This window comes from Exiguobacterium sp. s168, from assembly GCF_018619035.1.
Classification (GTDB): Bacteria; Bacillota; Bacilli; order Exiguobacteriales; family Exiguobacteriaceae; genus Exiguobacterium_A; species Exiguobacterium_A acetylicum.
The window spans coordinates 145,736-170,573 of sequence record NZ_JACSNE010000002.1 but is presented as its reverse complement, the minus strand read 5'-3'; the positions used below and the strand labels follow the sequence as shown (position 1 = coordinate 170,573).

At 47.0% G+C, this 24,838-nt stretch carries 25 protein-coding genes; 21 read left to right on the top strand and 4 right to left on the bottom strand.

Annotated features, from left to right (window positions below; translation table 11 throughout):
- The first annotated feature begins 5 nt into the window (after window positions 1-5).
- From mutM to KNQ15_RS02235, 10 genes are all read left to right on the top strand, one after another.
- Entirely contained in the window at window positions 6-836 is an 831-nt protein-coding gene (mutM, locus tag KNQ15_RS02280) for a DNA-formamidopyrimidine glycosylase (RefSeq protein ID WP_214727535.1), read from the top strand.
- A complete protein-coding gene (coaE, locus tag KNQ15_RS02275) occupies window positions 833-1,438 on the top strand; it encodes a dephospho-CoA kinase (RefSeq protein ID WP_214727533.1) in 606 nt (201 codons plus the stop codon). Before mutM ends, coaE begins: the two co-directional genes overlap by 4 nt.
- Window positions 1,439-1,570: 132 nt before the next feature.
- Complete coding sequence (locus KNQ15_RS02270; RefSeq protein WP_214727531.1) at window positions 1,571-2,614, top strand: glyceraldehyde-3-phosphate dehydrogenase; 1,044 nt, start codon at window positions 1,571-1,573, stop codon at window positions 2,612-2,614.
- Between the two features lie 259 nt (window positions 2,615-2,873).
- The gene (speD, locus tag KNQ15_RS02265; protein WP_023469024.1) at window positions 2,874-3,260 is read left to right on the top strand and encodes an adenosylmethionine decarboxylase; all 387 of its coding nucleotides are present in this window, start codon (window positions 2,874-2,876) and stop codon (window positions 3,258-3,260) included.
- A gap of 107 nt (window positions 3,261-3,367) precedes the next feature.
- The gene (locus tag KNQ15_RS02260; protein WP_023469023.1) at window positions 3,368-3,736 is read left to right on the top strand and encodes a hypothetical protein; all 369 of its coding nucleotides are present in this window, start codon (window positions 3,368-3,370) and stop codon (window positions 3,734-3,736) included.
- A gap of 13 nt (window positions 3,737-3,749) precedes the next feature.
- Complete coding sequence (gene nrdR / locus KNQ15_RS02255; RefSeq protein WP_023469022.1) at window positions 3,750-4,226, top strand: transcriptional regulator NrdR; 477 nt, start codon at window positions 3,750-3,752, stop codon at window positions 4,224-4,226.
- A gap of 72 nt (window positions 4,227-4,298) precedes the next feature.
- Complete coding sequence (locus tag KNQ15_RS02250; protein WP_023469021.1) at window positions 4,299-5,660, top strand: replication initiation and membrane attachment family protein; 1,362 nt, start codon at window positions 4,299-4,301, stop codon at window positions 5,658-5,660.
- A 12-nt stretch (window positions 5,661-5,672) separates the two neighbouring features.
- Window positions 5,673-6,590, top strand: coding sequence for a primosomal protein DnaI (gene dnaI, locus KNQ15_RS02245; RefSeq protein WP_149427706.1), 918 nt, complete (start codon window positions 5,673-5,675; stop codon window positions 6,588-6,590).
- Window positions 6,591-6,900: 310 nt separating this feature from the next.
- Window positions 6,901-8,841 (top strand): threonine--tRNA ligase, encoded by a 1,941-nt coding sequence (gene thrS, locus KNQ15_RS02240; protein WP_029342321.1) that lies wholly within the window; start codon window positions 6,901-6,903, stop codon window positions 8,839-8,841.
- Between the two features lie 219 nt (window positions 8,842-9,060).
- Entirely contained in the window at window positions 9,061-10,266 is a 1,206-nt protein-coding gene (locus KNQ15_RS02235) for a glycoside hydrolase family protein (RefSeq protein ID WP_214727529.1), read from the top strand.
- A gap of 48 nt (window positions 10,267-10,314) precedes the next feature.
- Here the strand turns inward: KNQ15_RS02235 and KNQ15_RS02230 are convergent, their stop codons facing one another.
- Window positions 10,315-11,784 (bottom strand): catalase, encoded by a 1,470-nt coding sequence (locus KNQ15_RS02230; protein WP_029342319.1) that lies wholly within the window; start codon window positions 11,782-11,784, stop codon window positions 10,315-10,317.
- Between the two features lie 433 nt (window positions 11,785-12,217).
- Between KNQ15_RS02230 and infC the strand changes: the two genes are divergently transcribed.
- From infC to pheT, 8 genes are all read left to right on the top strand, one after another.
- Complete coding sequence (gene infC, locus KNQ15_RS02225; RefSeq protein ID WP_029342318.1) at window positions 12,218-12,748, top strand: translation initiation factor IF-3; 531 nt, start codon at window positions 12,218-12,220, stop codon at window positions 12,746-12,748.
- A 27-nt stretch (window positions 12,749-12,775) separates the two neighbouring features.
- On the top strand, window positions 12,776-12,970 hold the full coding sequence (gene rpmI / locus KNQ15_RS02220; protein WP_023469015.1) for a 50S ribosomal protein L35: 195 nt from the start codon (window positions 12,776-12,778) through the stop codon (window positions 12,968-12,970).
- A 37-nt stretch (window positions 12,971-13,007) separates the two neighbouring features.
- Window positions 13,008-13,367: a 50S ribosomal protein L20 gene (rplT, locus tag KNQ15_RS02215; protein ID WP_012371057.1), complete on the top strand. Its 360-nt coding sequence runs from the start codon at window positions 13,008-13,010 to the stop codon at window positions 13,365-13,367.
- Between the two features lie 118 nt (window positions 13,368-13,485).
- Window positions 13,486-13,968 carry a dUTP diphosphatase gene (locus KNQ15_RS02210; protein ID WP_029342317.1) on the top strand — a complete coding sequence of 161 codons (483 nt, stop codon included), beginning with the start codon at window positions 13,486-13,488 and terminating at the stop codon, window positions 13,966-13,968.
- A 12-nt stretch (window positions 13,969-13,980) separates the two neighbouring features.
- Complete coding sequence (locus KNQ15_RS02205; protein WP_064299521.1) at window positions 13,981-15,063, top strand: M42 family metallopeptidase; 1,083 nt, start codon at window positions 13,981-13,983, stop codon at window positions 15,061-15,063.
- On the top strand, window positions 15,038-15,823 hold the full coding sequence (locus tag KNQ15_RS02200; protein WP_483299350.1) for a TrmH family RNA methyltransferase: 786 nt from the start codon (window positions 15,038-15,040) through the stop codon (window positions 15,821-15,823). The genes KNQ15_RS02205 and KNQ15_RS02200 overlap by 26 nt, the downstream gene beginning before the upstream one ends.
- 308 nt (window positions 15,824-16,131) lie before the next feature.
- Window positions 16,132-17,154 (top strand): phenylalanine--tRNA ligase subunit alpha, encoded by a 1,023-nt coding sequence (gene pheS, locus KNQ15_RS02195; RefSeq protein ID WP_214727525.1) that lies wholly within the window; start codon window positions 16,132-16,134, stop codon window positions 17,152-17,154.
- A gap of 12 nt (window positions 17,155-17,166) precedes the next feature.
- The gene (gene pheT, locus KNQ15_RS02190) at window positions 17,167-19,563 is read left to right on the top strand and encodes a phenylalanine--tRNA ligase subunit beta (RefSeq protein ID WP_214727516.1); all 2,397 of its coding nucleotides are present in this window, start codon (window positions 17,167-17,169) and stop codon (window positions 19,561-19,563) included.
- A 66-nt stretch (window positions 19,564-19,629) separates the two neighbouring features.
- Here the strand turns inward: pheT and KNQ15_RS02185 are convergent, their stop codons facing one another.
- Both KNQ15_RS02185 and KNQ15_RS02180 read right to left on the bottom strand, forming a co-directional pair.
- The gene (locus tag KNQ15_RS02185; RefSeq protein ID WP_214727514.1) at window positions 19,630-20,817 is read right to left on the bottom strand and encodes an MFS transporter; all 1,188 of its coding nucleotides are present in this window, start codon (window positions 20,815-20,817) and stop codon (window positions 19,630-19,632) included.
- Window positions 20,814-21,242 (bottom strand): MarR family winged helix-turn-helix transcriptional regulator, encoded by a 429-nt coding sequence (locus KNQ15_RS02180; protein WP_214727512.1) that lies wholly within the window; start codon window positions 21,240-21,242, stop codon window positions 20,814-20,816. The genes KNQ15_RS02185 and KNQ15_RS02180 overlap by 4 nt, the downstream gene beginning before the upstream one ends.
- Window positions 21,243-21,498: 256 nt before the next feature.
- On the opposite strand from KNQ15_RS02180, the gene KNQ15_RS02175 reads away from it, so the two are divergent.
- Window positions 21,499-22,965 (top strand): UDP-N-acetylmuramoyl-L-alanyl-D-glutamate--2,6-diaminopimelate ligase, encoded by a 1,467-nt coding sequence (locus KNQ15_RS02175; protein ID WP_214727510.1) that lies wholly within the window; start codon window positions 21,499-21,501, stop codon window positions 22,963-22,965.
- Window positions 22,966-22,988: 23 nt separating this feature from the next.
- Here the strand turns inward: KNQ15_RS02175 and rnhC are convergent, their stop codons facing one another.
- The gene (gene rnhC / locus KNQ15_RS02170) at window positions 22,989-23,909 is read right to left on the bottom strand and encodes a ribonuclease HIII (protein WP_029342309.1); all 921 of its coding nucleotides are present in this window, start codon (window positions 23,907-23,909) and stop codon (window positions 22,989-22,991) included.
- A 120-nt stretch (window positions 23,910-24,029) separates the two neighbouring features.
- Between rnhC and zapA the strand changes: the two genes are divergently transcribed.
- Window positions 24,030-24,266, top strand: coding sequence for a cell division protein ZapA (gene zapA, locus KNQ15_RS02165; RefSeq protein WP_029342308.1), 237 nt, complete (start codon window positions 24,030-24,032; stop codon window positions 24,264-24,266).
- 3 nt (window positions 24,267-24,269) lie between these two features.
- A complete protein-coding gene (locus KNQ15_RS02160) occupies window positions 24,270-24,818 on the top strand; it encodes a CvpA family protein (RefSeq protein ID WP_029342307.1) in 549 nt (182 codons plus the stop codon).
- Window positions 24,819-24,838 lie beyond the last annotated feature (20 nt).

Sequence of the window (24,838 nt, the reverse complement as noted above, 5' to 3'; positions counted from 1 at the left end):
TAGACGTGCCTGAATTACCTGAAGTCGAGACCGTTCGCCGCAGTTTAGAACGTTCGGTCTCTGGAAAAACAGTCTCTTCCGTCAAAGTCTACCACCCGAAAATGATTCGGGGGATGGAAGTGGCACCATTTGCAGATGCCTTACATCAAGAACGGATCGAACGCGTCGAACGTCGCGGTAAGTTCCTACTCTTTGATTTTGATCGTTTTTATCTCGTCAGTCATTTGCGGATGGAAGGGAAGTACTTCCCGTATCCGCAACCGGTCGAGCGGGATAAACATACCCATGTCGTCTTCCGATTCACGGATGGTTCGGAGCTGCATTACAATGATGTCCGGAAGTTCGGAACGATGGAATTGCGTGATAAGGAAACAGCAATGCAGACTGCTCCACTGGCACAGCTGGAGCGCGAACCGTTTGATCCGGAGTTCACAGCAGAAGTGTTAGCAGAGAATTTAATTCGTAAAAAAAGAAGTCCAATCAAAACGGCATTGCTCGATCAGTCCATCTTCCTTGGTCTTGGTAACATCTATGTCGATGAGACCCTTCATGCGGCACGCGTCCATCCGTTGACAAAGGCTGGTGCCTTGACGCTTGATGATATCTCACGTATTCATCAAGCCGGTGTCGACGTCTTACGACAAGCGGTAGAAGCAGGGGGAAGTACGATCCGAAGTTATATCTCACCTTCCGGAAAAGGTGAGTTTCAGCTTCAACTCGCGGTATACGGTCAAAAGGGCGAACCGTGTCCCCGTTGCGGCACTGCCATTGAAAAAATTAAAGTCGGCGGACGAGGAACGCACTTCTGTCCGACATGCCAACAGGTCGCCTTATGAGGGTTGGTCTGACGGGCAGTATCGCTACCGGTAAAAGTACGGTTTCTAGCTATCTGAAGCAAAAAGAAATAGCGGTCATCGATGCGGATCTCGTTGCGCGAGAAGTCGTTGAGCCAGGAGGGCGAGCGTATGAAGCGGTCAAGATGGCGTTCCCGGAAGCATTCGAGGAGGGACGTCTCGTCCGTCCGAAACTCGGACAAATCATTTTTCAGGATAGCGAAAAACGACAACAGCTGAATCAGTTGATGCACCCAAGTATTCGACGGCAGATGCTTGATGAAGCAGATGCCTATGAACGTTCAGGACATTCGCTCGTCGTATTTGATATTCCGTTATTACTTGAAGGCGATTGGCGGACGCTATTCGACCGTGTCGTAGTCGTTTATTGCCCAGAAGATATGCAGTTAAGACGATTGATGCAACGTAATGATCTATCGGAAGAAGAAGCATATGCACGTATTCATTCGCAACTTAGCATTGAACAGAAAAAAGAGCTCGCGGATGATGTGTTCTTCAATGATGGGAGTCTTGATTCGTTATATCAACAAATCGATAAATGGTTAGCGTTATATGACACTGGCAAGCATGAGAGTGACACATAAAAAGTGTGAAGTGAGAGAAGTTTCCATCTTCTCTTACTTTTTTTAGAGAACATAATGAAATCGCTTACATTTCATGATATAGTTCTATCTGTAAACGGAGCTACATCCGTCACATTGAAGGGGGATCCGCACATGGGAGTCAAGGTGGCAGTCAATGGTTTTGGTCGAATTGGTCGAATGGTCTTTCGACGTCTGATCGCTGAGGGGAAAAGCGAAGTCGTAGCAATCAATGCAAGTTATCCAGTCGAAACACTCGCACATTTAATCAAGTACGACACGGTACATGGGAAATTCAATTATCCGGTCGACATCATCGATGGGGCGTTGATGGTTGACGGAAGACAAATTCAAATCGTCAGTGAACGCAATCCTGAGCTATTGCCGTGGGGGGAACTCGGCATCGATATCGTCGTCGAAGCGACAGGAAAGTTCAACTCAGATACGGGTGCTGCGAAGCATTTAGTGGCAGGCGCAAAAAAGGTCGTCATCACGGCACCTGCTAAAGGGGATGTCCGAACGATCGTCATGGGTGTCAATGACGACATGTATGATCATGAAACAGATGCTATCGTCTCGAACGCATCGTGTACGACGAACTGTCTCGCACCTGTCGTGCAAGTCATCGACCGGGCATTCGGAATCGAATCGGGTCTCGTAACGACGGTTCATGCGTTTACGAACGATCAAAATAATATTGACAATCCGCATAAGGATTTACGACGCGCCCGCGCATGTGGATCATCCATCATTCCAACATCGACAGGTGCAGCAAAGGCAATCGCACTCGTCTTGCCACACTTGGAAGGGAAATTGAATGGACTCGCGCTTCGTGTTCCGACACCGAACGTCTCACTCGTCGATCTCGTCGTCGAAGTTAGTCGCGATACGACGGTTGCTGAAGTGAACGAAGCGTTCACGAAAGCAACGGACGGTGCGCTTGACGGTATTCTAGGAATGACGATGGAACCGCTCGTCTCGATCGACTTCAACGGAGAAGAGCGTTCGACGGTCGTCGATGGACTCTCGACGATGGTCATGGGTGGTCGTCAAGTGAAGGTCCTCGCTTGGTACGATAATGAGTGGGGTTACTCCTGCCGCGTCGTCGACCTCGTACACCTTGTTTCGGCGCACTTAGAGGCGATGGGAACGGTTGAAAAAGAACTTGAATTGAATTAATGACAACGGGCAGATCCCAGTAACGACGGGATCTGTCCCGTTTTTTTTTCTAGAAATGTATTAATTTTTGAAATTTATCCTTGTGTATCTTTTTGATACTCGCTATAATTCAAATCGTGAACTTCAATCGGTCTGGCAATCGCAGCTTAAAGGGTTAGGACCTCTCTGGACTAACTTTCCCCCGTGGGTGCGAACGACTCAGGCGCAAAGTAAGTGATCAACTACTTTGAAGACCATTGAATGTAGGGGGGATCCACAAATGGATACTATGGGAAGACACATTATTGCAGAACTTTGGGATTGTAATCCTGAAAAATTGAACGACATGGAATTCGTTGAACGACTTTTCGTTGACGCAGCACTTCAAGCAGGTGCAGAAGTACGAGAAGTAGCATTCCACAAGTTTGCACCACACGGCGTCAGTGGCGTCGTCATTATCTCTGAATCGCACTTGACGATTCACAGTTTCCCAGAGCACGGGTATGCATCGGTTGATGTCTTTACTTGTGGGGATCGGATCGATCCAGCCATCGCAGCGAACTACATTGCTGAAAAGCTCGATGCGAAAATCCGTGAAAATGTCGAAATTCCACGTGGTATGGGACCAGTTCAAGTTCCAGCGGCTACTGTCCAGCACGTCAACTGACAACACACACGAATTCGTCAAGCCCTCGTCGTTCAGACGAGGGCTTTTTAATATGTCTGACGTCTGTTATTCTTAATAGTAGAAGAAACAAAGAAAAGAGGATGACCATGGGACTGAAGGAACGCTTACAAAAACAGCTAGAGACATCCGATACACATAAAAACGAAAATCTACGCACACACTATTACGCAGCAACGGTCGAGATGTTGTTTGCTGGTTTAGAAAATATCTTAAAGCAAGAGGGTGGGACGGTGCGTCGTGTTGACGCGGAACGTGGAGAACTCGCTTTTACATTAAAAGAAGTCGACGGACTCGCGACCGTCATCATGGTGGCGGGCGGACGTACGGCCGTCGATCTATTCTTACATCGTGAGAGTCTTCTCGGACCTGATCTCGAAAAACACATCGAGCGGATCTATGCCTCACTTGATGCGGGATACCGATTAAAAATGATTGGAACAAAAGAAATCACGTGAACGGAGGTACGGCATGCGCTGTCCAGCCTGTAATTTTAACGGAACAAAAGTACTGGACTCAAGACCGGTCCAGGATTTCGGTTCGATTCGGAGGAGACGTGAATGTGAGTCTTGCGGCTATCGCTTTACGACTTTCGAAATGGTCGAACAGACCCCTTTAATCATCGTAAAGAAAGACGGAACGCGCGACGAGTTCAATCGTGATAAAATTTTGCGGGGACTAGTGCGTGCCTGTGAAAAACGACCGATTTCAATTGAACAGTTAGAAACAGTCGTCAGTCGAGTCGAAAAGGCATTACGAGCGACAGCTCAGCATGAGATTCCAAGTGAGCAGGTCGGGCGTCTCGTGTTAAATGAACTAGCTTCCGTCGATGAAGTGGCATACGTTCGCTTTGCGAGTGTCTATAAACAATTCAAGGACATCAATGTCTTCTTCCAAGAGCTTTCTGAGCTGATGGAGCGACATCAAGAAAATGACCGTGAAAATTGAACGTGATATAAGAGAGGTCGTCTGTCCGGTCAGCGTACCTCTCTTTTTCTCCCTAAGGAAAGGACGAGTCAGATGGTAGAACGTGAACTTTCCGGTACCGATCTTTGCTTAGTGATGAGCAATGGTGTCGTCGACCGTGAAGCCTATCAATCTTTATATTATTTGTACCAGCCGATCATCGGCGTCAAAGCACTTGGACTTTATCAAACGTTTTGGAGCGAGATGATTCCGGGAAAAACAAAATCCCAATACATCTCCCATGCGGAACTCGGAACACTACTCGGTTTTTCTGTCGATGAATTCAAGGAAGAGTTGTTCAAGCTAGAAGGCATCGGTTTGATCCGGACGTTCGAAGCGCGCCAAGCCGCGTATCGTTACATCTATCAAATCCGGGTGCCGCTCGCTCCAAACACTTTTTTGAATGACGGGGTGTTATCGAGTCTGCTATTCTACCGCGTCGGTGAAATTCGTTTCCGCTCCCTCCAACATCGATTCCGGACGGAGCCGCTTCCGAAGAACATCGTTGATCGGACGGTTCGATTTGATCAAGTGTTCGATGTGAAAGCTGGTCTTGCTTCCGCGCATCAGCCGAAAGCCTATGCCAAACAGGAACGAGCAGTATATGAATTTGATTATTCATTTGATCTAGAAGAGATGAAACGTCAGACCGACCGTTTTCTACCACGGACATTTTATTCAAAGGCGATTGATCATCTGCTCGTAAAGCTTGCCTATGTCACGCAGTCGAACGAAGCGCTGATGGCGGAACTGTTGAATGCTCGTTTCCGTCACGAAGCATACTTGCCGATGACCGATGCTGAGAAACAGGAACGTTGCAAACAAATGATGTTGTCAGCGAAACAAAAACTCAGCCGCGAGAAAAAAGCGAAGGTCGCCTCACTCGATACGATTGAGGTCGGAGACGTTGAAGCGACGGAAACGATGGAAAGTACCCATCCGAAGCATTATGTCGCGAAGTTGCGAAAAGTCAAAGCATTGTCTGAACGGGATGAAGAATTGATCCAGCAATTGATCATCGATTATGAAATGTCATCCGGGATTGTCAATGCCGCCTACTACTATGCGCTTGTCGTCAAAAAAGACAATCGCTTCAGTAAGAACTTCCTCTTATCAATTGTTGATGATTGGAAACAGAAGGGATACGTGACAGCATCCGAGGCGCTGGCGAAGACACAGGAGCAGGATGACTTAATTGCGAAGAAGCAGGAGCAAAAACAAGAACGTGCGCGTCAGACTGTCGGTGGACGTCGGGGACGGACGAGCAATACGAACGGCGGTCCGAATCCGAAGTGGTTGCAAGAAGAGAAGGCGAAACAGCAACAGTATGAAGCCTCTAAAAAAGCGAGTTTCGAAGCAGATGTTCCAGACGATGAAGAGATGGAACGAATCTTACGAGAACTGAAGGGGAACTAAAGGAGTCGGGACATGGAACATATCCAATCATCTATCGAAAAAATATTAAATCGACCGGACGTCGCAGAATCGGTTCGAGCGATTCAACAACGGGTCTTGTCTCATCCGGGGGTCGTCATGTTCTTACGGACCCATCCAGAGATTGATCAACGGATGATCGAGCGGGGTATGCTCAAACTGAACGAATACGCGGAACAGATGGATGGGAATCGACTGATTGAAAGTAAAGCCGTCATCGAAGGCTATCAGCCGATCCTGCACGTCGAAAAAGGACAAATCGTCGTTTCATATGAAAAGTCGCAAGCACTCAAAGACCGAGAAGATGAACGTGCACTTGAGAAAAAGTTCAAGAGTCTGTTCCTGCCGGACGAAGTGCGCGATGCGAACTTCAGTGATTTTGACTTGTCGACGACGGACCGGAAGCTCGCTTTACGTGCGGCGTCGCAGTTCCTCAATCATCTGCGCTCAAAAGAGCATGTAAAGGGACTGTACCTGCACGGTAGCTTTGGTGTCGGGAAAACGTATCTCTTGGCTGCGATCGGGAATGCACTGAAAAAAGAACGGATTGCAACGATTCTTGTCCATGCCCCTGGTTTCGTCGCTGAAGCGAAACGGCGGATCCGGTCTGACTCGTTCGATACGTTCCTTGAAGGATTCCAAACGATTCCGGTCTTATTGATTGATGATATCGGCGCAGAATCGATCAGTCCGTGGGTACGAGATGAGTTGTTCGGAATCATTTTGCAATATCGGATGATGCATCGTCTGCCGACATTGTTCAGCTCAAACTTATCTTATGATGAACTTGAGCTCCATTTCGGGATTACGAACGATCAAGGCGATAAGTTAAAGGCCGCACGATTGATGGAACGGATTCGGACGACGACACAACCGATCGAGTTCCTCGGTGAAAATCGACGTCGCTACTAATTTTCCTTGTCAAGGAAGCGACCGATTCGTTATACTAATGACACGTCAATAGACGATGCAACGATTGAGGATATGAAGTATGAAATGAACCAAACTAGCGAGAGAAGAGCGGTGGAAGCTTCTCATGGCATCATTCATGTCTTTACTCCCTCATAGCACGAACGGGGCTAATCCGTTTGCGCTTCACGCCCGTTAACGCGTGTTCGAGCCGAACCAGCATTGGTCCGGGAACGAGGGTGGTACCACGAGATTAAGACTCGTCCCTTTTTAGGGATGAGTCTTTTTTATTTTGTTAAAGGGGGAAACAGTCATGTCAAACATCGCACTTACATTTCCAGACGGCGCCGTAAAGGAATTCGCAGTCGGTACGACAGCAGAAGAAGTCGCTGCTTCAATCAGCCCAGGACTTCGTAAAAAAGCATTTGCTGCAAAACTAAACGGGCACGCAATCGATTACCGTCGTCCAATCGAAGAGGACGGTACAATCGAATTGATCATGCCGGATTCAGAAGAAGGGCTCGACTTGATTCGTCACTCATCGGCTCACTTGATGGCACAAGCCATCAAACGTCTATATCCGGATGAAACGATTCATCTTGGAATCGGACCGACCATCGAGAATGGTTTTTACTATGACATCGATATGGAACGTCGCTTGACAGAAGAGGATCTTCCGGAAATCGAGAAGATGATGAATAAAATCGCGGGTGAAAACTTGCCGATCGAACGCGAAGTCGTCTCACGTGACGAAGCACTCGCGATCTATAAAGAACTCAATGATCCGTTGAAAGTCGAATTGATCGAGTCGATTCCTGCTGATCAGGATTTGACGATTTACCGTCAAGGCGAATTCTTCGATCTCTGCCGTGGACCACACGTTCCAGCGACAGCGAAGCTACAAGTCTTCAAATTGATGAGCATTGCTGGTGCTTACTGGCGTGGGGATTCAAAAAACAAGATGTTACAACGGATTTACGGTACAGCATGGGCGACAAAAGATCAGTTGAAACAACATCTCCACTTCCTTGCTGAAGCAAAAGAGCGGGATCACCGTAAACTCGGGAAGGAACTTGGCTTGTTCTTCACTTCTCAAGAAGTCGGTCAAGGACTCCCGATGTGGCTACCAAAAGGAGCAGCGATCCGTCGGACGGTCGAACGTTATATCGTCGATAAAGAACTCGAACTTGGATATGAGCACGTCTATACACCGGTTCTCGGTTCAGTCGATCTATACAAGACATCGGGTCACTGGGATCACTATCAAGATGACATGTTCCCGAAAATGGAGATGGACAATGAAGAACTCGTTCTTCGTCCGATGAACTGTCCACACCACATGATGGTCTACAAGAACGAACCGCGTTCGTACCGTGATTTACCGCTTCGTGTCGCGGAGCTTGGTGGTATGCACCGTTATGAGATGTCTGGTGCCTTGACTGGTCTTCAGCGTGTTCGTTATATGGTCCTTAACGATGGACATACGTTCGTCCGTCCTGACCAAATGAAAGATGAGTTCAAAGCCATCGTTCACCTCATTCAAGAAGTCTATGCTGACTTCGGAATCACGGATTACAAATTCCGTCTTTCGTACCGTGACCCAGCGGATAAAGAGAAGTACTTCGATAACGATGCGATCTGGGAAATGGCGCAACGTGAGTTGAAAGAAACAATGGATGAGCTCGAACTCGAATACTTCGAAGCAGAAGGCGAAGCTGCCTTCTACGGACCAAAGCTTGACGTGCAAGTTCGGACAGCACTTGGTAAAGATGAGACGCTTTCGACAGTCCAACTCGACTTCCTCTTACCAGAGCGATTCGAATTGACGTACAAAGGAAATGACGGACAAGATCACCGTCCGGTCGTCTTACACCGTGGTGTCGTTTCGACGATGGAACGATTTGTCGCATACTTGATCGAAGAATACAAAGGCGCGTTCCCAACATGGCTCGCACCGGTCCAGGTGAAATTGATTCCGGTTTCTAAAGTGCATGAAGACTATGCCCGTGAAATCAAAGCGATCTTGCTGAAAAAAGGAATTCGTGTCGAAACAGATTTCCGTGACGAGAAACTCGGATACCGGATTCGTGAAGCACAAGTCAACAAAGTACCAGTCATGCTTGTTTTAGGTGACAAAGAAGTCGAATCGCGCGAAGTCAACATTCGTCGCTACGGTTCAAAAGACTCAAGCAATGCATCACTTGAACAATTCGTCGCTGATTTAGAACAAGAAATCGCGAACCGTTCAAAATAATTCTAGCCTCATGAAAGAGTTCGTCCTGCTGATGTAGGGCGGACTTTTTTTGTGATGTGATACTTAAAAGAAGGAAGCGGCATACCGATGACAAAGGTAGATCATTCAGCTGACTCTATTCAACATAACTGAAAATTATTTTTCCTTTAATTGGATAAATGCTATAATAAACCTTCATTGGATGGAATGTTTTGAAGGATGGGAAGGAAGTTACAAAAAATGAAGCAGACGACTCTTGCTGTTCTCATCGCATCTTCACTTTTGATTGGTATTCATCCGGGTGAAGTGAGTGCGGCGACGACAAAAAAGACGTACCGGATCACACCAAAAACAGAAGCAATTGACCCGACGATCCGTAAATATACGACCTATAACGCAAAGACGCGTAATCACTATACGATGCGCTCCTATTTGGAGCGTCTTGAAAAAGAGGGTGGCGGGACACTCGTCTTGACGAAAGGAACGTACCTGTCTCCACTACGTGTCGGTATTCCGTCCAATACGACGGTGATCTTGGAAGATGGCGTCATCATCAAGAAGACGACGGAAACGGGAACGACGAAGATTAGTTCGACGACTAGTGTATTTGATCTTGTTGCTCCATCCGTGTTGCGTTTGAACAAAAAGGTCGGAAAGTATGATGGCTCACAGAACGTTAAAATCATCGGGAAAGGGAATGCGCAAATCGACTTGAATCGATATACGCGTGGTTCAGCATTCGCCATTGCCCATAATCAAAACTTGTATATCGGCGGCATCACAGTACGGAATCAAAAAGGTTCACATGCGATGGAACTTGATGCGACGAAGAAGGCAGTCATCGAAAACATGAAATTCGTCGACGCCGTCATGATCCCGAATACCGGTCCGAATGAATCGATTAATCTCGATACACCAGACCCGATCACAAAGGGCTTCAACTGGAAGTGGTCGAAACAAGACGGAACGCCGAACGCAGATATCACGATTCGCAATAATCTGTTCCGTAATATCAACGTGGCAATTGGCACACATCAATACACAGAAAATAGATTACACACGAATGTCCGGATCGAAAAAAATACAATTGACGGAACAAAGGATTATGCGATTTCGATGATGAACTGGAAGAATCCGACGGTTCGTTACAATACGATTCGAAATGTGCACCGGGCGGATGGAAAAGCGATGACGATTCTCGGTAGAGGAGTTGTCGGAGGGACGATTCGCTACAATCGATTTGAAGACGCGGATCGGGCGATTCAAATGCAACCGTTCCAAAGCAATGGCTATGCTCCGATCTATAATACGTTTACGTCAGAACAAAAACGTTACATGCAACAAAATACGGTCAAGCAGGTCGGTCTCGATCAAATCGTCTTGTTCAAGAAACTCAATGAGTTCACGTACAAGACGGCAGAACGCTACGATTTCATCCCATATTAAGACATAAAAAAAGCACCCAAGACGTAAGTCAAGGGTGCTTGTGTCATATTACGAACGCATTTGTTGCAAGAACGGTTCGATATCGACTTGAAGCGCTTCTGATAGTTTCTGACCGAGTGAAGCATCAGCACGGTAGAAGTTACAGATTGCAAGCAGGACTGTGTTCTCATGACGTACTTGTTCGAGATCATTGACGAGGTTCTTCAGAAGAGCTGCTTGCTCGTCTTCTGTCAAACGACGGTATACTTCGCCCGCTTGACCGAAGTTGTTCGTTTTCTCGATTTCGAGACGACCATGTTTATCATCAAGTAACGGCTGGTTTTCTTCCGTATACTCTGGTGTTTCTTTTGGTTCTTCTTGATAACGGTTCGGTTCGTAGTTCACCGGACTCGTTTGCTGACCGACTGGCATTGCGCCGTCGCGTTGATAGTTGTTCACTTGTGCGAACGGACAGTTAATCGGAAGTTGTTGATAGTTCGTTCCGATACGGTAGCGTTGTGTGTCCGAGTAAGAGAACAGACGACCTTGTAACAACTTATCTTCAGATGGCAGCATCCCTGGAATCAAGACACCTGGGTTGAACCCGACAGATTCCGTTTCAGCGAAATAGTTGTCGACGTTTTTGTTCAGTGTCATCGTACCGACGTGTTGGAACGGGATGACATCTTCAAACCAATCTTTTGTTGCGTCGAGCGGATCGAAATCGAACTGATCGACGTCAGCCGGATCGAGCACCTGTACGAACAGATCCCATTCCGGATAATCTCCGTCTTCAATCGCTTGGAACGTATCGTTTGAAGCATGGTTGAAATCTTTTCCTTGAATCTCTGTTGCTTCTTCAGCTGAGAGATTATGAACGCCAGCTTTTGGTACCCAGCGTAGTTTAACATAGACCGTGTTGCCGTGAGCATTCACCCATTTAAATGAGTGGACGGAAGAACCACGCATTTTACGGTAGCTTGCAGGAATACCTTCATCCGTGAAAAGGTGCATGAGCATGTTCGTCGATTCTGGACGAAGTGTCATGAAGTCCCAGTAACGATCGGGATCTTGAATATTCGTGCGTGGATCTGGTTTAAGTGAATGGACCATATCCGGGAACTTCATGGCGTCGCGAATGAAGAAGACAGGAAGGTTGTTCCCGACGAAATCCCAGTTTCCTTCTTCTGTATAGAACTTGACAGAGAATCCACGTGGATCGCGGAGTGTCTCTGGAGAATGCGTGCCGTGAATAACAGTCGAGAAACGGGCGAAGACAGGAACTTCTGTCCCTTCTTCTTGTAAAAACGCAGCTTTCGTGTACTTTTTCATCGAGTTTTTGACAGTGAAGACACCGTGAGCACCGAATCCACGAGCATGTACAACACGCTCAGGTACACGTTCCCGGTCGAAATGGGCCATCTTTTCGATTAATTGATAGTCTTCTAATAATGTAGGTCCACGACGTCCAGCCGTGCGTGAATTTTGATTGTCTCCGATTGGTACACCTTGATTGGTCGTTAATCGTTTTTCAGTCATCTGTTATTCTCCCCTTTATGTAAGATTACATTGATTATAAAACAATAATCATTCTAAATAAACAATTTTGCTTGCGAATGTTCTGAATCTTTTTGACATGTAGTGAATGTACCAGTGAAAAACAGGTTAGAAACTTCTTGCTTATCCGTTAAAGGATTGCTATTATAATCAAGTATGTGAGCAACGTTCTGTAAGAACATAGAAAGCGGCTTGACATCACGGGAAAACAAGTGCTATGATAGCAAAGTGAAATGACAACAAAGCAGAAGCATCCCGCTTCTCACCATGTATGACGACTCGTACTGGTTCATCATGAAGATACGCAATGTATAGCGATTGCTATGCTTTGACGTTCCTTATGAGTGTGGGCGGGAAGAACTGCCGACGCTTTTTTTATAGCGTTTTCTATCATTCATTTTTCGTGCATTGCACGATGGAGGTGCTAACCATTAGCAAAGATCTGTTAATCAATGAAAGCATCCGTGCCCGGGAAGTTCGTCTTATCGGAGCGGATGGTGCTCAACTAGGTGTCCAATCACGCAACGAAGCGCTACGTCTCGCAGAGGAAGCGGAACTTGACCTCGTCATGGTCGCTCCACAAGCGACGCCGCCAGTTTGTAAGATCATGGACTACGGTAAATACCGTTTCGAGATGCAAAAGAAGGACAAAGAAACTCGGAAGAATCAGAAAGTGATTCAGATGAAAGAAGTTCGTCTTAGCCCGACGATCGAGGAGAACGACTTCCAAACGAAATTCCGTAATGCGAAGAAATTCTTGGAGAATGGTAACAAAGTGAAAGCGAGTATTCGTTTCCGCGGTCGTGCCATCACTCACTCGGAAATCGGTAAACGCGTTCTCGAACGCCTCGCAACGGATTTAAGTGAGTTCGGTGTTGTGGAACAGAGACCGAAGATGGAAGGACGCAGCATGTTCCTCGTGCTTGCTCCTAAGAAAGAAGACTAATCGAATCGAAGTAGGAGGGAATCTCTCATGCCTAAAATGAAATCGCACCGCGGTGCTTCTAAACGTTTCAAACGTACTGCTTCTGGCAAATTGAAACGTGGTCGTGCTTACACAAGCCACTTGTTCGGTAACAAATCAACAAAAGCGAAACGTAAATTACGTAAAGCTAGCATGGTATCTACGGGTGACTTCAAACGCATCCGTCACATGATCGCGAAGTAATTTATCCAATCGTATACAGATTTAGGAGGGAATTTATATGCCACGCGTAAAAGGCGGATATACGACTCGTCAACGTCGTAAAAAACAACTCAAATTAGCTAAGGGCTACTACGGCTCGAAACATACACTCTTCAAGGTTGCGAAACAGCAAGTCATGAAATCTCTCATGTACGCTTACCGTGACCGTCGTCAAAAGAAACGTGACTTCCGTCGCCTCTGGATCACTCGGATCAATGCGGCAGCACGTATCAACGGTCTTTCTTACAGCCGCATGATGCATGGTCTTAAATTAGCAGGTATCGACGTTAACCGTAAGATGCTCGCTGACCTCGCAGTTACAGATGCAACTGCATTTGCTTCACTTGCTGACACAGCAAAAGCAAAATTGAACGCTTAAGTTCTACAATTCGTCGGGGAATTTAATTCTCCGACGTTTTTTTCGATTTAATGATAAAATAAGAAGGCACGTCGATGAGACGGTCATATGATTTTTTTAGATAGAAGGAGAATTAAAGATGGATTGGTTGACACTTTTTGAGATGCAAGAACAGTTGGATAAACGGATTCAGTCAGAACATCAATTGACAGGCAATCAATTCGACGAGCGTTTACTCGCCTTATTGGTCGAACTCGGTGAACTTGCGAACGAGACACGTTGCTTTAAGTTCTGGTCGAAGAAGGGACCATCCGCTCAAGTCACAATTCTTGAGGAATATGTCGATGGCGTCCATTTTCTACTCTCACTAGGTCTAGCGCTTGAGTACAAGAAAAGTCATTTTACAGAAGGTGACTTCTATTTGACAGCAACGGATGCTTTTTTAGATGTCTATAACAAAACGAACGTCTTTGCGATTTCGCGGACGGAACAAAGTTATGACGTTCTGATTGGTGCATACCTTGCATTAGGTGCTACACTAGGCTTTACACAGGATATGATTTTCAAGGCTTACATTTCTAAAAATGAAGCAAACCATGTGCGACAAGACAACGGTTACTAAGGAGGAAATCAGATGAACGAACAATTACATATGCTAAAACGTCTCACGGACGCAACAGGTGTACCGGGAAACGAAAAAGAAGTCCGGAGCCTCATGCGTGAATATTTAGAACCTCATGCAGAAGCATTCCACCAAGATGGTCTCGGTAGTCTCTTTGCTGAACATAAAGGCGCAGGTGAAGATGCACCACGTGTGTTGATTGCGGGTCACATGGATGAAGTCGGATTCATGGTCACGAAGATCGATGAAAAAGGATTCCTTCGTTTCCAACCACTCGGCGGTTGGTGGGGGCAGGTCCTCTTGGCACAGCGTATGAACATTGTGACGTCATCTGGTGAAGTCATTCCAGGTGTAATCGGTGCAAAACCACCTCATGTTTTACCACCGGAAGCGCGCAATAAGCCGGTCGACATTAAGGACATGTTCATTGATATCGGTGCTTCATCAAAAGAAGAAGTCGACGGTTGGGGAATTCGTCCGGGTGATACGGTCGTTCCACATTGCGAATTTACTGTGATGAAAAATGAGAACTTCTTGATGGCAAAAGCGTGGGACAACCGGATTGGTTGTGCCATCGCAATCGAAGCAATCAAACGCTTAAAAGCAGATGGACATCCGAACACGATTTTCGCAGGAGCGACTGTTCAGGAAGAAGTCGGATTACGTGGGGCTCAAACTGTCGCGCACCTGCTCAAACCATCAATCGCCTTTGCTGTCGATACAGGTATCCCGGGTGACACGCCAGGAATGACCGATCGTGAAGCATTGTCGAAATTAGGTGAAGGCGTTCAAGTCATCATGTTCGATGCGTCGATGATCGCACATCGTGGATTGATCGATTTCGTGACGAAAGTCGCAACAGAAGAAAATATCAAGTATCAACTGGACTTAACACCAGGTGGCGGAACGGATGCAGCGAAGTTCCACTTATCGAATACAGGTGTTCCATCACTTGCATTGACTGTACCGATTCGTTACCTGCACACGAATGTCTCAATCATGCATAAAGCCGATTTCGAAGCAGCCGTCGATCTAGTCGTTGCTGTGACAAAACGTCTGGATGCGGAGACTGTCCAAGCGATCTACGAGGGGTAATAAAACAATGAAGCACATCGCATCAGCAAAGAACGAAATCGTTAAACAATGGAAAAAACTCTTAACGAAAAAAGGACGTCTGCAGACGAACCGTTTCTTAATTGAAGGAGAACACTTGATTGAAGAAGCTGTTCGCGCTGGAATCGTCAAGGAATTGATCGTGCGTGAATCGTATCAAGTACCCGGTTCTTGGAAACGAAATGCCGATGTCTTTACGATTGATGATGCCGTCATCAAAGTACTGGCTGAGACGGAAACGTCGCAAGGCATCTTCGCTGTCTGTGAGATGAAACAAGCTTCGGTGCAATTAGAACGAGGACGCTATTTGTTGCTCGATCGTCTGCAAGATCCAGGGAACGTCGGAACGATGATTCGGACAGCTGACGCAGCTGGATTCGATGGTGTCGTCGTCGGACCGGGAACAGTTGACGTCTATAACGGAAAAGTCATCCGTGCGACGCAAGGATCGCTGTTCCACCTACCTGTTATCTCCATGCCGCTCGAAGAGGCAGTCAATGCCTTGCACGAGCAAGGCATTGCGGTAATCGGAACGGCGTTAGAAGGGGCGACGTCTTATCACGGGATCGCACCGATGGACGCACTCGGTTTAATCATCGGGAATGAAGCACAAGGCGTTGCGCCAGAGTTGCTCTCGTACTGTGATGAGCGTGCCTACATCCCGATTCGTGGTAAAGCAGAGTCGTTGAATGCGGCAGTAGCGGCTGGTATTTTGCTCTATCATTTTGCAAGCGTGGATTGAAACCGACAGGCGTTCATGCTAAAGTGAACATCAGGAATACATCATGGACGTTGATGGAACAGAGTACGTTAGGGAACGATTCAATCAGGGAGAAGCGGTCGTAGACTGAAAACTGCTTCGTGAATCTGCTAACCGAATTCACTCCGGAGTCGCACGAGAGATCGTGACGGGATGCGCCCGTTATCGCGCGATTGGAGGACTTTTCGATTGAAAAGTCAAACAAGGGTGGTACCACGGTGTTTACATCGTCCCTTCGGCATTTGCCGGAGGGACGTTTTTTTATATCTTCAACTAAAGGAGTGGGAAAGATGCGCGAGCAATTAGAAGCATTACGCGATGAAGCGTTGACATTAGTCGATCAGGCAACAACACAAAAAGATCTCAATGAAGTCCGAGTCAAGTATCTCGGGAAAAAGGGACCAATCACAGAAGTATTACGAGGAATGGGAAAGTTATCAGCGGAAGAACGACCAGTCGTCGGTGAGATCGCAAATACGGTCCGTCAAGCGATCCAAGAGCACTTGGAACAACGTCTGACAGCTGTCAAACAACAAGAAATGGATGCGAAACTGGCAGCGGAAGCAATTGACGTCACGTTACCAGGACGACCGAAAAAGGTCGGTCATGCGCACCTCTTGCAACAAGTGACGGATGAGATCGAAGACATCTTCGTCGGACTCGGTTACACGATTGCCGAAGGACCAGAAGTCGAGCAAGATCTCTTCAACTTCGAGATGTTGAATTTACCGAAGGATCACCCAGCACGCGATATGCAAGATTCATTCTACATCACGGAAGAAATTTTGATGCGAACGCATACGTCACCGGTCCAAGCACGGACGATGCTCGCTTCTAAAGGTGAACCGATCCGCATTCTATGCCCAGGTAAAGTCTATCGTCGAGACGAAGATGATGCGACGCACTCGCACCAATTCATGCAAGTCGAAGGACTTGTCGTCGGAGAATCGATTTCGATGGCAGACTTAAAAGGAACGCTTGAAGCTTTCGCGAAGCAGATGTTCGGTGAAGCACGTGAAGTCCGCTTACGCCCAAGTTTCTTCCCATTCACAGAGCCGTCCGTCGAAGTCGACGTCTCGTGTTTCAAATGTGGCGGTAAAGGATGCAATATCTGTAAACAGACGGGTTGGATTGAAATTCTGGGTGCGGGAATGGTCCATCCTCACGTTCTTGAAATGGCTGAATATGATAGCACGAAAATGTCAGGATTCGCATTCGGAATGGGTATCGAACGGATTGCCATGTTGAAATACGGTGTCGATGATATTCGCCACTTCTATACGAATGACGTTCGCTTCAGCGAACAGTTTTAAGGGGGAACGCAGATGTTAGTCTCAAAACAATGGTTGAACGAATATGTGGATGTCAATCACACGTCAGGACAAGATTTGGCTGATTTGATTACAAAGAGCGGGATCGAAGTCGAAGGCGTCGATGTCCGGGATGAAGCGTTGAACAATATCGTCGTCGGACGTGTGTTAACGAAAGAAAAACATCCAGAAGCAGATAAATTGAACGTCACGACGGTCGACATCGGACAAGACGAACCGGTTCAAATCGTGTGTGGTGCACCGAACGTCGAAGCTGGACAAGATGTCATCGTCGCACGTGTCGGAGCTCGCTTACCAGGTATTAAAATTAAACGTGCCAAATTGCGCGGTGTCGTCTCAGAAGGGATGATCTGTTCACTCGAAGAACTCGGATTCGAAAAGAAATATATCCGAGAAGATGAGCAGGACGGGATTCATACGTTCCGTGAACCAGTCACACCAGGACAAGACGTCTTGGAGTTACTCGGTCTACGCGATGAAATCCTCGAACTTGGGTTAACGCCGAACCGTTCGGACTGCCTCAGTATGTATGGTGTCGCACACGAAGTGGCGGCGCTTTATGATACGACACCGACTTTCCCGGTCGTTGAAGTCAAAGAAGCAGAAACTGCGACGGCAGTCGACGTGACGCTTGATTCAGAGGACTGCCCGTTCTACGCGGCACGAGAAATTCAAGGCGTGACGATTCAAGAATCACCGACTTGGTTAAAAAACCGTTTGATCGCGAACGGCATTCGTCCGATCAACAACGTCGTCGACGTTACGAACTTCGTTTTACTCGAGACAGGTCAACCGCTTCATTCATTTGATGCCGAAAAACTCGGAAAACGGATCGTCGTGCGTCAAGCGCGCGCAGGGGAGTCGTTCACGACGCTAGACGAAGTCGAACGGACGCTCGATTCTTCGATGCTCGTCATCACAGACGGGGAACGCCCGGTCGCACTTGCTGGTGTCATGGGTGGAGCGAATACGGAAGTTGACGGGAACACGACATCGATCATTTTAGAATCAGCTTACTTCGCACCGATTTCCGTTCGGAAGACGAGCCGGGTTCTTGGACTTCGTTCTGACTCAAGTGCCCGTTTCGAAAAAGGTGTTGATCCACGTCGTGTCTTGTTAGCACTCGATCGGGCAGCAGCTTTGATTGCTGAACTCTCGGGTGGAACGGTTCAAGCGGGTGTTGCTCAAGCCGGAACGCTCGAGCTTGACGATCATTTGATTGAAGCAAGTGTCTCATACATCAATCATCGTCTTGGTATGGAAATCGAAGGAACGGTCATGCAAACGTTACTCGAACGTCTTGGTCTCGGTGTCGAATTATCGGGTGATGCCTTGACGGTCAGCGTACCGACTCGCCGCCAAGACTTGAAAATCCCAGCTGATTTAGCAGAAGAAGTCGCACGTCTTTATGGATATGATGCCCTGACTTCAAGCTTACCGTCTGAAGCGAGCCGTGGTTTCTTACCGAAACGGAACATCCACCGTCGTCATTTACGCCGGACATTGCAGGGAGCGGGTCTTTCACAAGCGATCACGTATTCATTGACGAGCGAACAACGCGCGATGCAATTTAATGAACGGGAAGATTTGCATCCGGTCAAACTGGCGATGCCAATCAGTGAAGCCCGTTCGACACTGCGGACGTCACTCATTCCGGGACTCCTTGAAGTCGCGCAGCATAACGTCGCTCGACAGCATGCTGATGTTGCGTTTTATGAACTCGGCAGTGTTTATCTGCAACGGGATGCATCACTTGAAACGCTCCCGATTGAACAAGAAATGATCGGTGGTGTCGCAGTCGGTGTGTCAGAACAACACCGGGCCCATGGAACACTTGTTAAAACAGATTTCTTCGTCATGAAAGGAATTGTCGAGACACTCGCATCTGCAGCCGGTGTCACGTTGACGTTCGAAGCAGCGAACATTCCATCGATGCACCCAGGACGGACGGCACGCATTCTGCTTGACGGAGAAGCGATCGGATTCGTCGGTCAAGTCCATCCTGGTCTGTCAAAAGAACAGTATGGTCTAAAAGAAGTGTACGTCTTCGAGTTAGAGGCGATGGTACTGCGTTCGAAGGAAGAACAGGTCTATTCGGAAATTTCACGTTTCCCATCGATGACACGAGACTTAGCAATCGTCGTCGAACGTTCAGTGCCAGCACAAGCAATCGTTGATGTCATGACGGAAGCAGCCGGTCCACTTCTACAGACGATCGAATTGTTCGATGTCTATACGGGTGAGAACGTCGGAGAGAATGAAAAATCATTCGCTTTCTCCCTCCGTTATCAAAACAAAGAACGGACGTTAGTCGATGAAGAAATCACAACAGCGCAACAGCGAGTCGTTGATGCAGTGAAAGAAACGTTCAATGCGGAACTTCGCGCATAATCAGGATAAACAAACAGCCGCTTTCCTTTCAAAGGAAGGCGGCTGTTTTCGTTTGATGGGATAGATTTAAGAAGCAAGTTCTTCTGTTTCAGATGACGCAGCTTGTCGTTTCGTAAAGGTGAAATACAGTAGACCACTTACGAGAACGATCAGACTACAGGATAAGAACATATTAGAATAGCCGATGCCGCTTGCGACTGTGGCGAGAATCAAGGCACCGATTCCAAAGCCCGTGTCGTAAGCAAGGAAAAAGGTCGAGATGGCTTTCCCTTTCTGTGCGGGCGGCGCGAAGTTCAAAAGGACAGTTTGAAGTCCCGGGAAGATGGAAGCAGAACCGATACCAATGATGATGGCAGCAGTCAATAAACCAGCAAACGAAGGATACATGCCGAGAATGACAAAGCCAATCATATAAAGGGCATACGACGGCAACAGCACGAATGCAGCACCTCGCTGATCAAACAATTTTCCGGCAATTGGTCGAATCCCGACCATTCCGAGAGCGACTAACGCATAAAAATAAGAAGCATATGCGATATGTCCAATCGAGTCCGTATACAGTGAGATGAAGGCGGATGTACTAGAAATCGCAACGCCTGCCAAAAGAGTCGCTACCAACAAAAGCGGACGTGATAAGAAGAGAGATTGGCTTAGACGAAACGCGGAAGTACTTGGAACATGTTGGCTCGTCAGCGGTAGACGCATCATGAACAACAAGGCGATGACTGCTAGGGCAGCAACTGTCACGAAGTACAGAACGAATGCTTTTTCTTGAATAAAGGCAAGACCGATGACAGGACCAAGGACGGATGCCAAGTTCATCGACAGGACGAAATACCCCATCCCTTCGCCTTGACGTGTTTTTGGAATCAATGTCGTGACGGCGAGGCTGATCGAAGAAGATAACATCCCGAAACTAAATCCGTGGATGATACGGATGATGATTAGATAGAAAAATGATTCCAAAGGTAGGACAAACATGTAGCAGATACTCATGACTGTAAAGAGACTTGCAGAGATCATCAAGACGCGCTTTAAGTCGTAACGATCCAACCAGTGACCAATCAATGGACGAGAACAGACGGTTGCTAGAATGAAGCTCGTCACGATCCACCCGAGTGCTGAAGCGGAGACTGGAAACTGTTTAGCAGCGAGTAAAGGAAGTGAGGCATTTAATAAATAAAACGTGATGAAGAGCAATAGATTAATGATCAGCGTCATGACGTAATGACGCGAAAATAACCGAGCAGTCATAAGGATTCCTCCTGTCGATGTAGAGTAAGTAAGTGCGTCATCCACTCACCGAGCTGTTGCTGATCGGTAAGGGAGAAGGAGGCAAGTAATCGTTGGTGTGTTTCTTGAACCGCAGCGTCGATTTGGTCGAACCGTTCGATGGCTAAAGGTGTCAACGAAACAAAGTGCGTTCGTCCTTCTTTCGTCCGGGTGATGAAACCAAGCGTCTCAAGACGTGAGACGGTTTTCGTCACAGCTGGTTTTTCAATGATTAGATAATCTGCCAATTGGACTTGTGAAACAGGTTGTAGTAATGCAACTGCTTTTATTAGTGCCCATTGACCCGTGTGTAAAGAGTATGGAAGCAAAGTAGCATCAATCTCTCGTTTGACGAGACGTAAGACTTTTGATAATTGTCCGAGAACATCTTCTTGTGTGTAAAGCATTTTATTTCTCCTTTTAGTTAACTAGTTAACTTTAAGAGTGTATCAAAGCTGATTAAGAGGTGCAAGGGAAGAAACGCTCATTTCATGCATTGAAGTGAATTATTTTCTAGCACGATAAAAGATTAAGCAGATATTAAAGCGGGTATGTTCCGTAAAAGAGTATTTGATTTACTTGAAACCATGGATACGACTGCTTATGTGATCGGTTGACTAATCATCTTGACATAGAGAAGAGACAAGAAGGGAAGAGTACATCATGAATCGACTAGCGAAGCTTCTGACTGAACTATTACCAATCACTATAAATGAAGCAATCAATCCACTCATCACGAATATCGCAACAGATTCGCGACAAATCACACCTGGCGGATTATTCATCTGTATCAACGGCTACACTGTTGATGGTCACGATTATATCAATCAGGCAATCAAAAACGGAGCTGCGGCGATTTTAGCTGAACGATCGTTTCCGGATTGTCTGGTTCCCGTCATTACTGTGCCGGATACGAAACGACTTGCAGGTCAAGTCGCGAATCGCTTTTACGATCAACCGAGTCAAAAGATGCGTGTCTACGGTGTAACCGGAACGAATGGAAAAACGACGACGACGAAATTGGCGTATGATCTCTTTCGAGCAACAGGTATAAAAGCCGGCATGATCAGCACGGTCGGTGCACGAATTGATGAGGAACTCATTGAGACGCCGAATACGACGCCTGAAGCCATCATCTTACATCGACTGTTGTATGAAATGGTTGAACAAGGCGTGACGGATTGCATCATTGAAGTGTCTTCTCATGCATTAGCTGAAGGTCGAGTCGAGGGAGTCTCCTTCCACTCGGCAGCATTTACGAACCTGACACATGATCATTTGGATTACCATCATTCAATGGAGGATTACGCCAAGACGAAAGCCTTGTTGTTTCAACAAGTCGCTGCGTCAAATGGTCGGGCCATCGTCTTAAATCGAGAAGATGGGTGGAGTCGCGTCATGCGAGAAGCTGCGCCTTTGCAACCCGTCATCTGGTATACGACGCAACCGCACCGAACATCACAAATCGCAGTCGAATGGCTGACGGATACTGTTAACGTGCGCATCGATGAGACGACGACGCGTGTGCCGACAGCTTTACTAGGTGAATTCAATGCAGCGAATTTAGCGGCGGCAATGGGATTATTGCGGGCAGGCGATGCCAATCTCTATACGTTGATTCGTCATATTCCAGAACTGGAATTGCCGAAAGGACGACTTGAACGACTGGACTGGGCACCTTGTGAGATTTATATCGATTATGCCCATACACCGGATGGTCTAGAAAAATGTTTACAGGCACTCACTTCTTCCGGAGAGTCGCTATCGGTCGTTTTAAGCGCAGCTGGAGAGCGTGATCGAACGAAACGAGCAGAGATGGGGCGAATCGCAAGCAAATATTGTGAACACATCATCGCAACGGTCCATGATGCGAGGACAGAGAATCCGGATCAAATCATCGAAGAGCTAATCGTCGATATTCCACGTGAACATTTAGTAGGGTGCCATACATCCCGTCACGAAGCGCTCGTACAAGCGGCGCATCTGGCGCACGAAGGAAAACGCATCGTCATCGTCGGGAAAGGTCATGATGAGGTAGAACGAATCGGTACAAAAACGATTCCTTTTAATGAAAAACACATACTTCTTGCGGAATTAAAACGACTGTCTGAAGGGGAGTCCGTCGTTTAAAAAAACCGACCATTCCGTTAAGGTCATGGTCGGTTTCGTTTCGCAGCTAGTTGTTGTGCCTTTTTCGTATTCGCAAAATGGGCTTTCGTCCAGTCACGAAGTTGATCAGCTCCATAACGTAAGATCAGTGAAGCAGCGACTTGATCCACTTTAGCACCAGCACCTTTGGGAATGACGACACCTGTTGTTTCACTCAATTTGTCCATCTCCTTCAAAAAGATGGCGCGAGCGATGATCGAGGAAGCAGCGACGGCGACATGGAGTTGTTCCGCCTTGGTCGAGAAGTAGACATTTTCTCGAACAGGATTGACGACACCAGACAAATGTTTGTAGTAAACAGTCTTTTCAGCGAATTGATCAATCAATATCGCTTCTGGTTTCGTCTCCAGTTGGTCAAGAAGTCGCTCGAGTACATCATTATGCATCAGGGCAGTCATCTTTCCTTGTGTCATCGTCCGTTGCATCTGATTGTATTCTGGATTGTGTAGGATACGATATGTGTAGGGAATGACCGCATGGAGATCGCGAGCAATCCGACGAATCTCGGTATCGTTCAGATGTTTGGAGTCCCGAACACCGAGTTCCTGAAGAAGTGCAATCTGCTTTCGATCAACGAAGGAAGCGACGACGACGAGTGGACCGAAGAAATCGCCTTTTCCGACTTCGTCACTGCCAGCGACGGACCATTCTGCAAAACCAGCTGGTAACGTAGATACAAGTGGTTCCTTCGATTTAGTTGGTGTAGCCGTGCCAAAGCGTGAAGCGATGGTTTCAGCTTCGGTTCCTTGAAACATCACTTTTCCAGAATTGTAAATCGTGATGACACATCCAGGTACTTTAGCGGCGAAGCGGGCATACGGTGGACTCTTCGTCTGTCCTTGCTTAAACTCTTGTATGACGAGGTCTTGCTTTTCTTTAGATAAGCGTAAAACGGTAGTTCCCACGAGATAACCTCCCTTTCCGGGATTAAGCATACCATCCTTAAGACCGATGGGGGACTTCTTTTCCTAAAACGAAAATGATGGTACTATATGAAAGAAGCAAAGTATGAGGAGGACAGAAAAATGGCTGATTCAGAAGGGTTGAACCGGACGACGATTCATATCGCAGGCAATGATTATACGATTGTCGGAACGGAGTCGCCAGAACACGTACGCGAAGTGGGTCTCCTCGTGGATACGAAAATTCGAGAAATCCGAGAACAAGCACCACAACTCGACGTTCGTCAAATCGCCGTCCTAGCGGCGCTTAATATTGGTAGTGATTACGTAAAAATAAAAAAGAATTTGGGTGAACTATAAACTATGATTTCTCTCGTTATCTTATTACTTCTCGCCTTAGGCGTCATGACGGGTGTCCGACGGGGAGTCGTATTGCAGGCCGGGCATTTGCTCAGCCTGATCATTTCCTTCATCGTCGCCTTGTCGTTCTATGAGGAGCTGGCGACGAAATTCCGTTTGTGGGTTCCATATCCGTCGACACTGGATGATGCGGGAATCGACTTGACGATGTTCGCAATTCCAAGTTCAGCACGACTCGATGAGGTATTCTACAAAGCCTTTTGGTTCGTCGTCCTGTTCTTCGGTACAAAAATCATCTTAGCGATTTTGTTGTCGATGTTTGATTCGTTGACGAACATTCCGATTTTAAAACAAGTCAAAGGATTATTAGGTGGTGTCTTCGGCTTCATCGAGATGTACATCTTCATTTTCTTACTCTTGTTCCTCGCAGCATTCGTTCCGATCCAGTCGATACAGGATGCGATCGCAGACTCGAGTTTGGCAAGTTTCATCATCCAACATACACCGCTCCTTGCGAATTGGCTGATGGATCAAGTTGGATTGATAAAATAAACATGCTCCCGTTAAATGGG

What these genes read in the sequence shown, in the direction of transcription:
- coaE (WP_214727533.1), top strand. Translation starts at nt 833, where the DNA reads ATGAGGGTTGGTCTGACGGGCAGTATCGCTACCGGTAAAAGTACGGTT.
- KNQ15_RS02270 (WP_214727531.1), top strand. Translation starts at nt 1,571, where the DNA reads ATGGGAGTCAAGGTGGCAGTCAATGGTTTTGGTCGAATTGGTCGAATG.
- speD (WP_023469024.1), top strand. Translation starts at nt 2,874, where the DNA reads ATGGATACTATGGGAAGACACATTATTGCAGAACTTTGGGATTGTAAT.
- KNQ15_RS02260 (WP_023469023.1), top strand. Translation starts at nt 3,368, where the DNA reads ATGGGACTGAAGGAACGCTTACAAAAACAGCTAGAGACATCCGATACA.
- nrdR (WP_023469022.1), top strand. Translation starts at nt 3,750, where the DNA reads ATGCGCTGTCCAGCCTGTAATTTTAACGGAACAAAAGTACTGGACTCA.
- KNQ15_RS02250 (WP_023469021.1), top strand. Translation starts at nt 4,299, where the DNA reads ATGGTAGAACGTGAACTTTCCGGTACCGATCTTTGCTTAGTGATGAGC.
- dnaI (WP_149427706.1), top strand. Translation starts at nt 5,673, where the DNA reads ATGGAACATATCCAATCATCTATCGAAAAAATATTAAATCGACCGGAC.
- thrS (WP_029342321.1), top strand. Translation starts at nt 6,901, where the DNA reads ATGTCAAACATCGCACTTACATTTCCAGACGGCGCCGTAAAGGAATTC.
- KNQ15_RS02235 (WP_214727529.1), top strand. Translation starts at nt 9,061, where the DNA reads ATGAAGCAGACGACTCTTGCTGTTCTCATCGCATCTTCACTTTTGATT.
- KNQ15_RS02230 (WP_029342319.1), bottom strand. Translation starts at nt 11,784, where the DNA reads ATGACTGAAAAACGATTAACGACCAATCAAGGTGTACCAATCGGAGAC.
- infC (WP_029342318.1), top strand. Translation starts at nt 12,218, where the DNA reads ATGGAGGTGCTAACCATTAGCAAAGATCTGTTAATCAATGAAAGCATC.
- rpmI (WP_023469015.1), top strand. Translation starts at nt 12,776, where the DNA reads ATGCCTAAAATGAAATCGCACCGCGGTGCTTCTAAACGTTTCAAACGT.
- rplT (WP_012371057.1), top strand. Translation starts at nt 13,008, where the DNA reads ATGCCACGCGTAAAAGGCGGATATACGACTCGTCAACGTCGTAAAAAA.
- KNQ15_RS02210 (WP_029342317.1), top strand. Translation starts at nt 13,486, where the DNA reads ATGGATTGGTTGACACTTTTTGAGATGCAAGAACAGTTGGATAAACGG.
- KNQ15_RS02205 (WP_064299521.1), top strand. Translation starts at nt 13,981, where the DNA reads ATGAACGAACAATTACATATGCTAAAACGTCTCACGGACGCAACAGGT.
- pheS (WP_214727525.1), top strand. Translation starts at nt 16,132, where the DNA reads ATGCGCGAGCAATTAGAAGCATTACGCGATGAAGCGTTGACATTAGTC.
- pheT (WP_214727516.1), top strand. Translation starts at nt 17,167, where the DNA reads ATGTTAGTCTCAAAACAATGGTTGAACGAATATGTGGATGTCAATCAC.
- KNQ15_RS02185 (WP_214727514.1), bottom strand. Translation starts at nt 20,817, where the DNA reads ATGACTGCTCGGTTATTTTCGCGTCATTACGTCATGACGCTGATCATT.
- KNQ15_RS02180 (WP_214727512.1), bottom strand. Translation starts at nt 21,242, where the DNA reads ATGCTTTACACACAAGAAGATGTTCTCGGACAATTATCAAAAGTCTTA.
- KNQ15_RS02175 (WP_214727510.1), top strand. Translation starts at nt 21,499, where the DNA reads ATGAATCGACTAGCGAAGCTTCTGACTGAACTATTACCAATCACTATA.
- zapA (WP_029342308.1), top strand. Translation starts at nt 24,030, where the DNA reads ATGGCTGATTCAGAAGGGTTGAACCGGACGACGATTCATATCGCAGGC.
- KNQ15_RS02160 (WP_029342307.1), top strand. Translation starts at nt 24,270, where the DNA reads ATGATTTCTCTCGTTATCTTATTACTTCTCGCCTTAGGCGTCATGACG.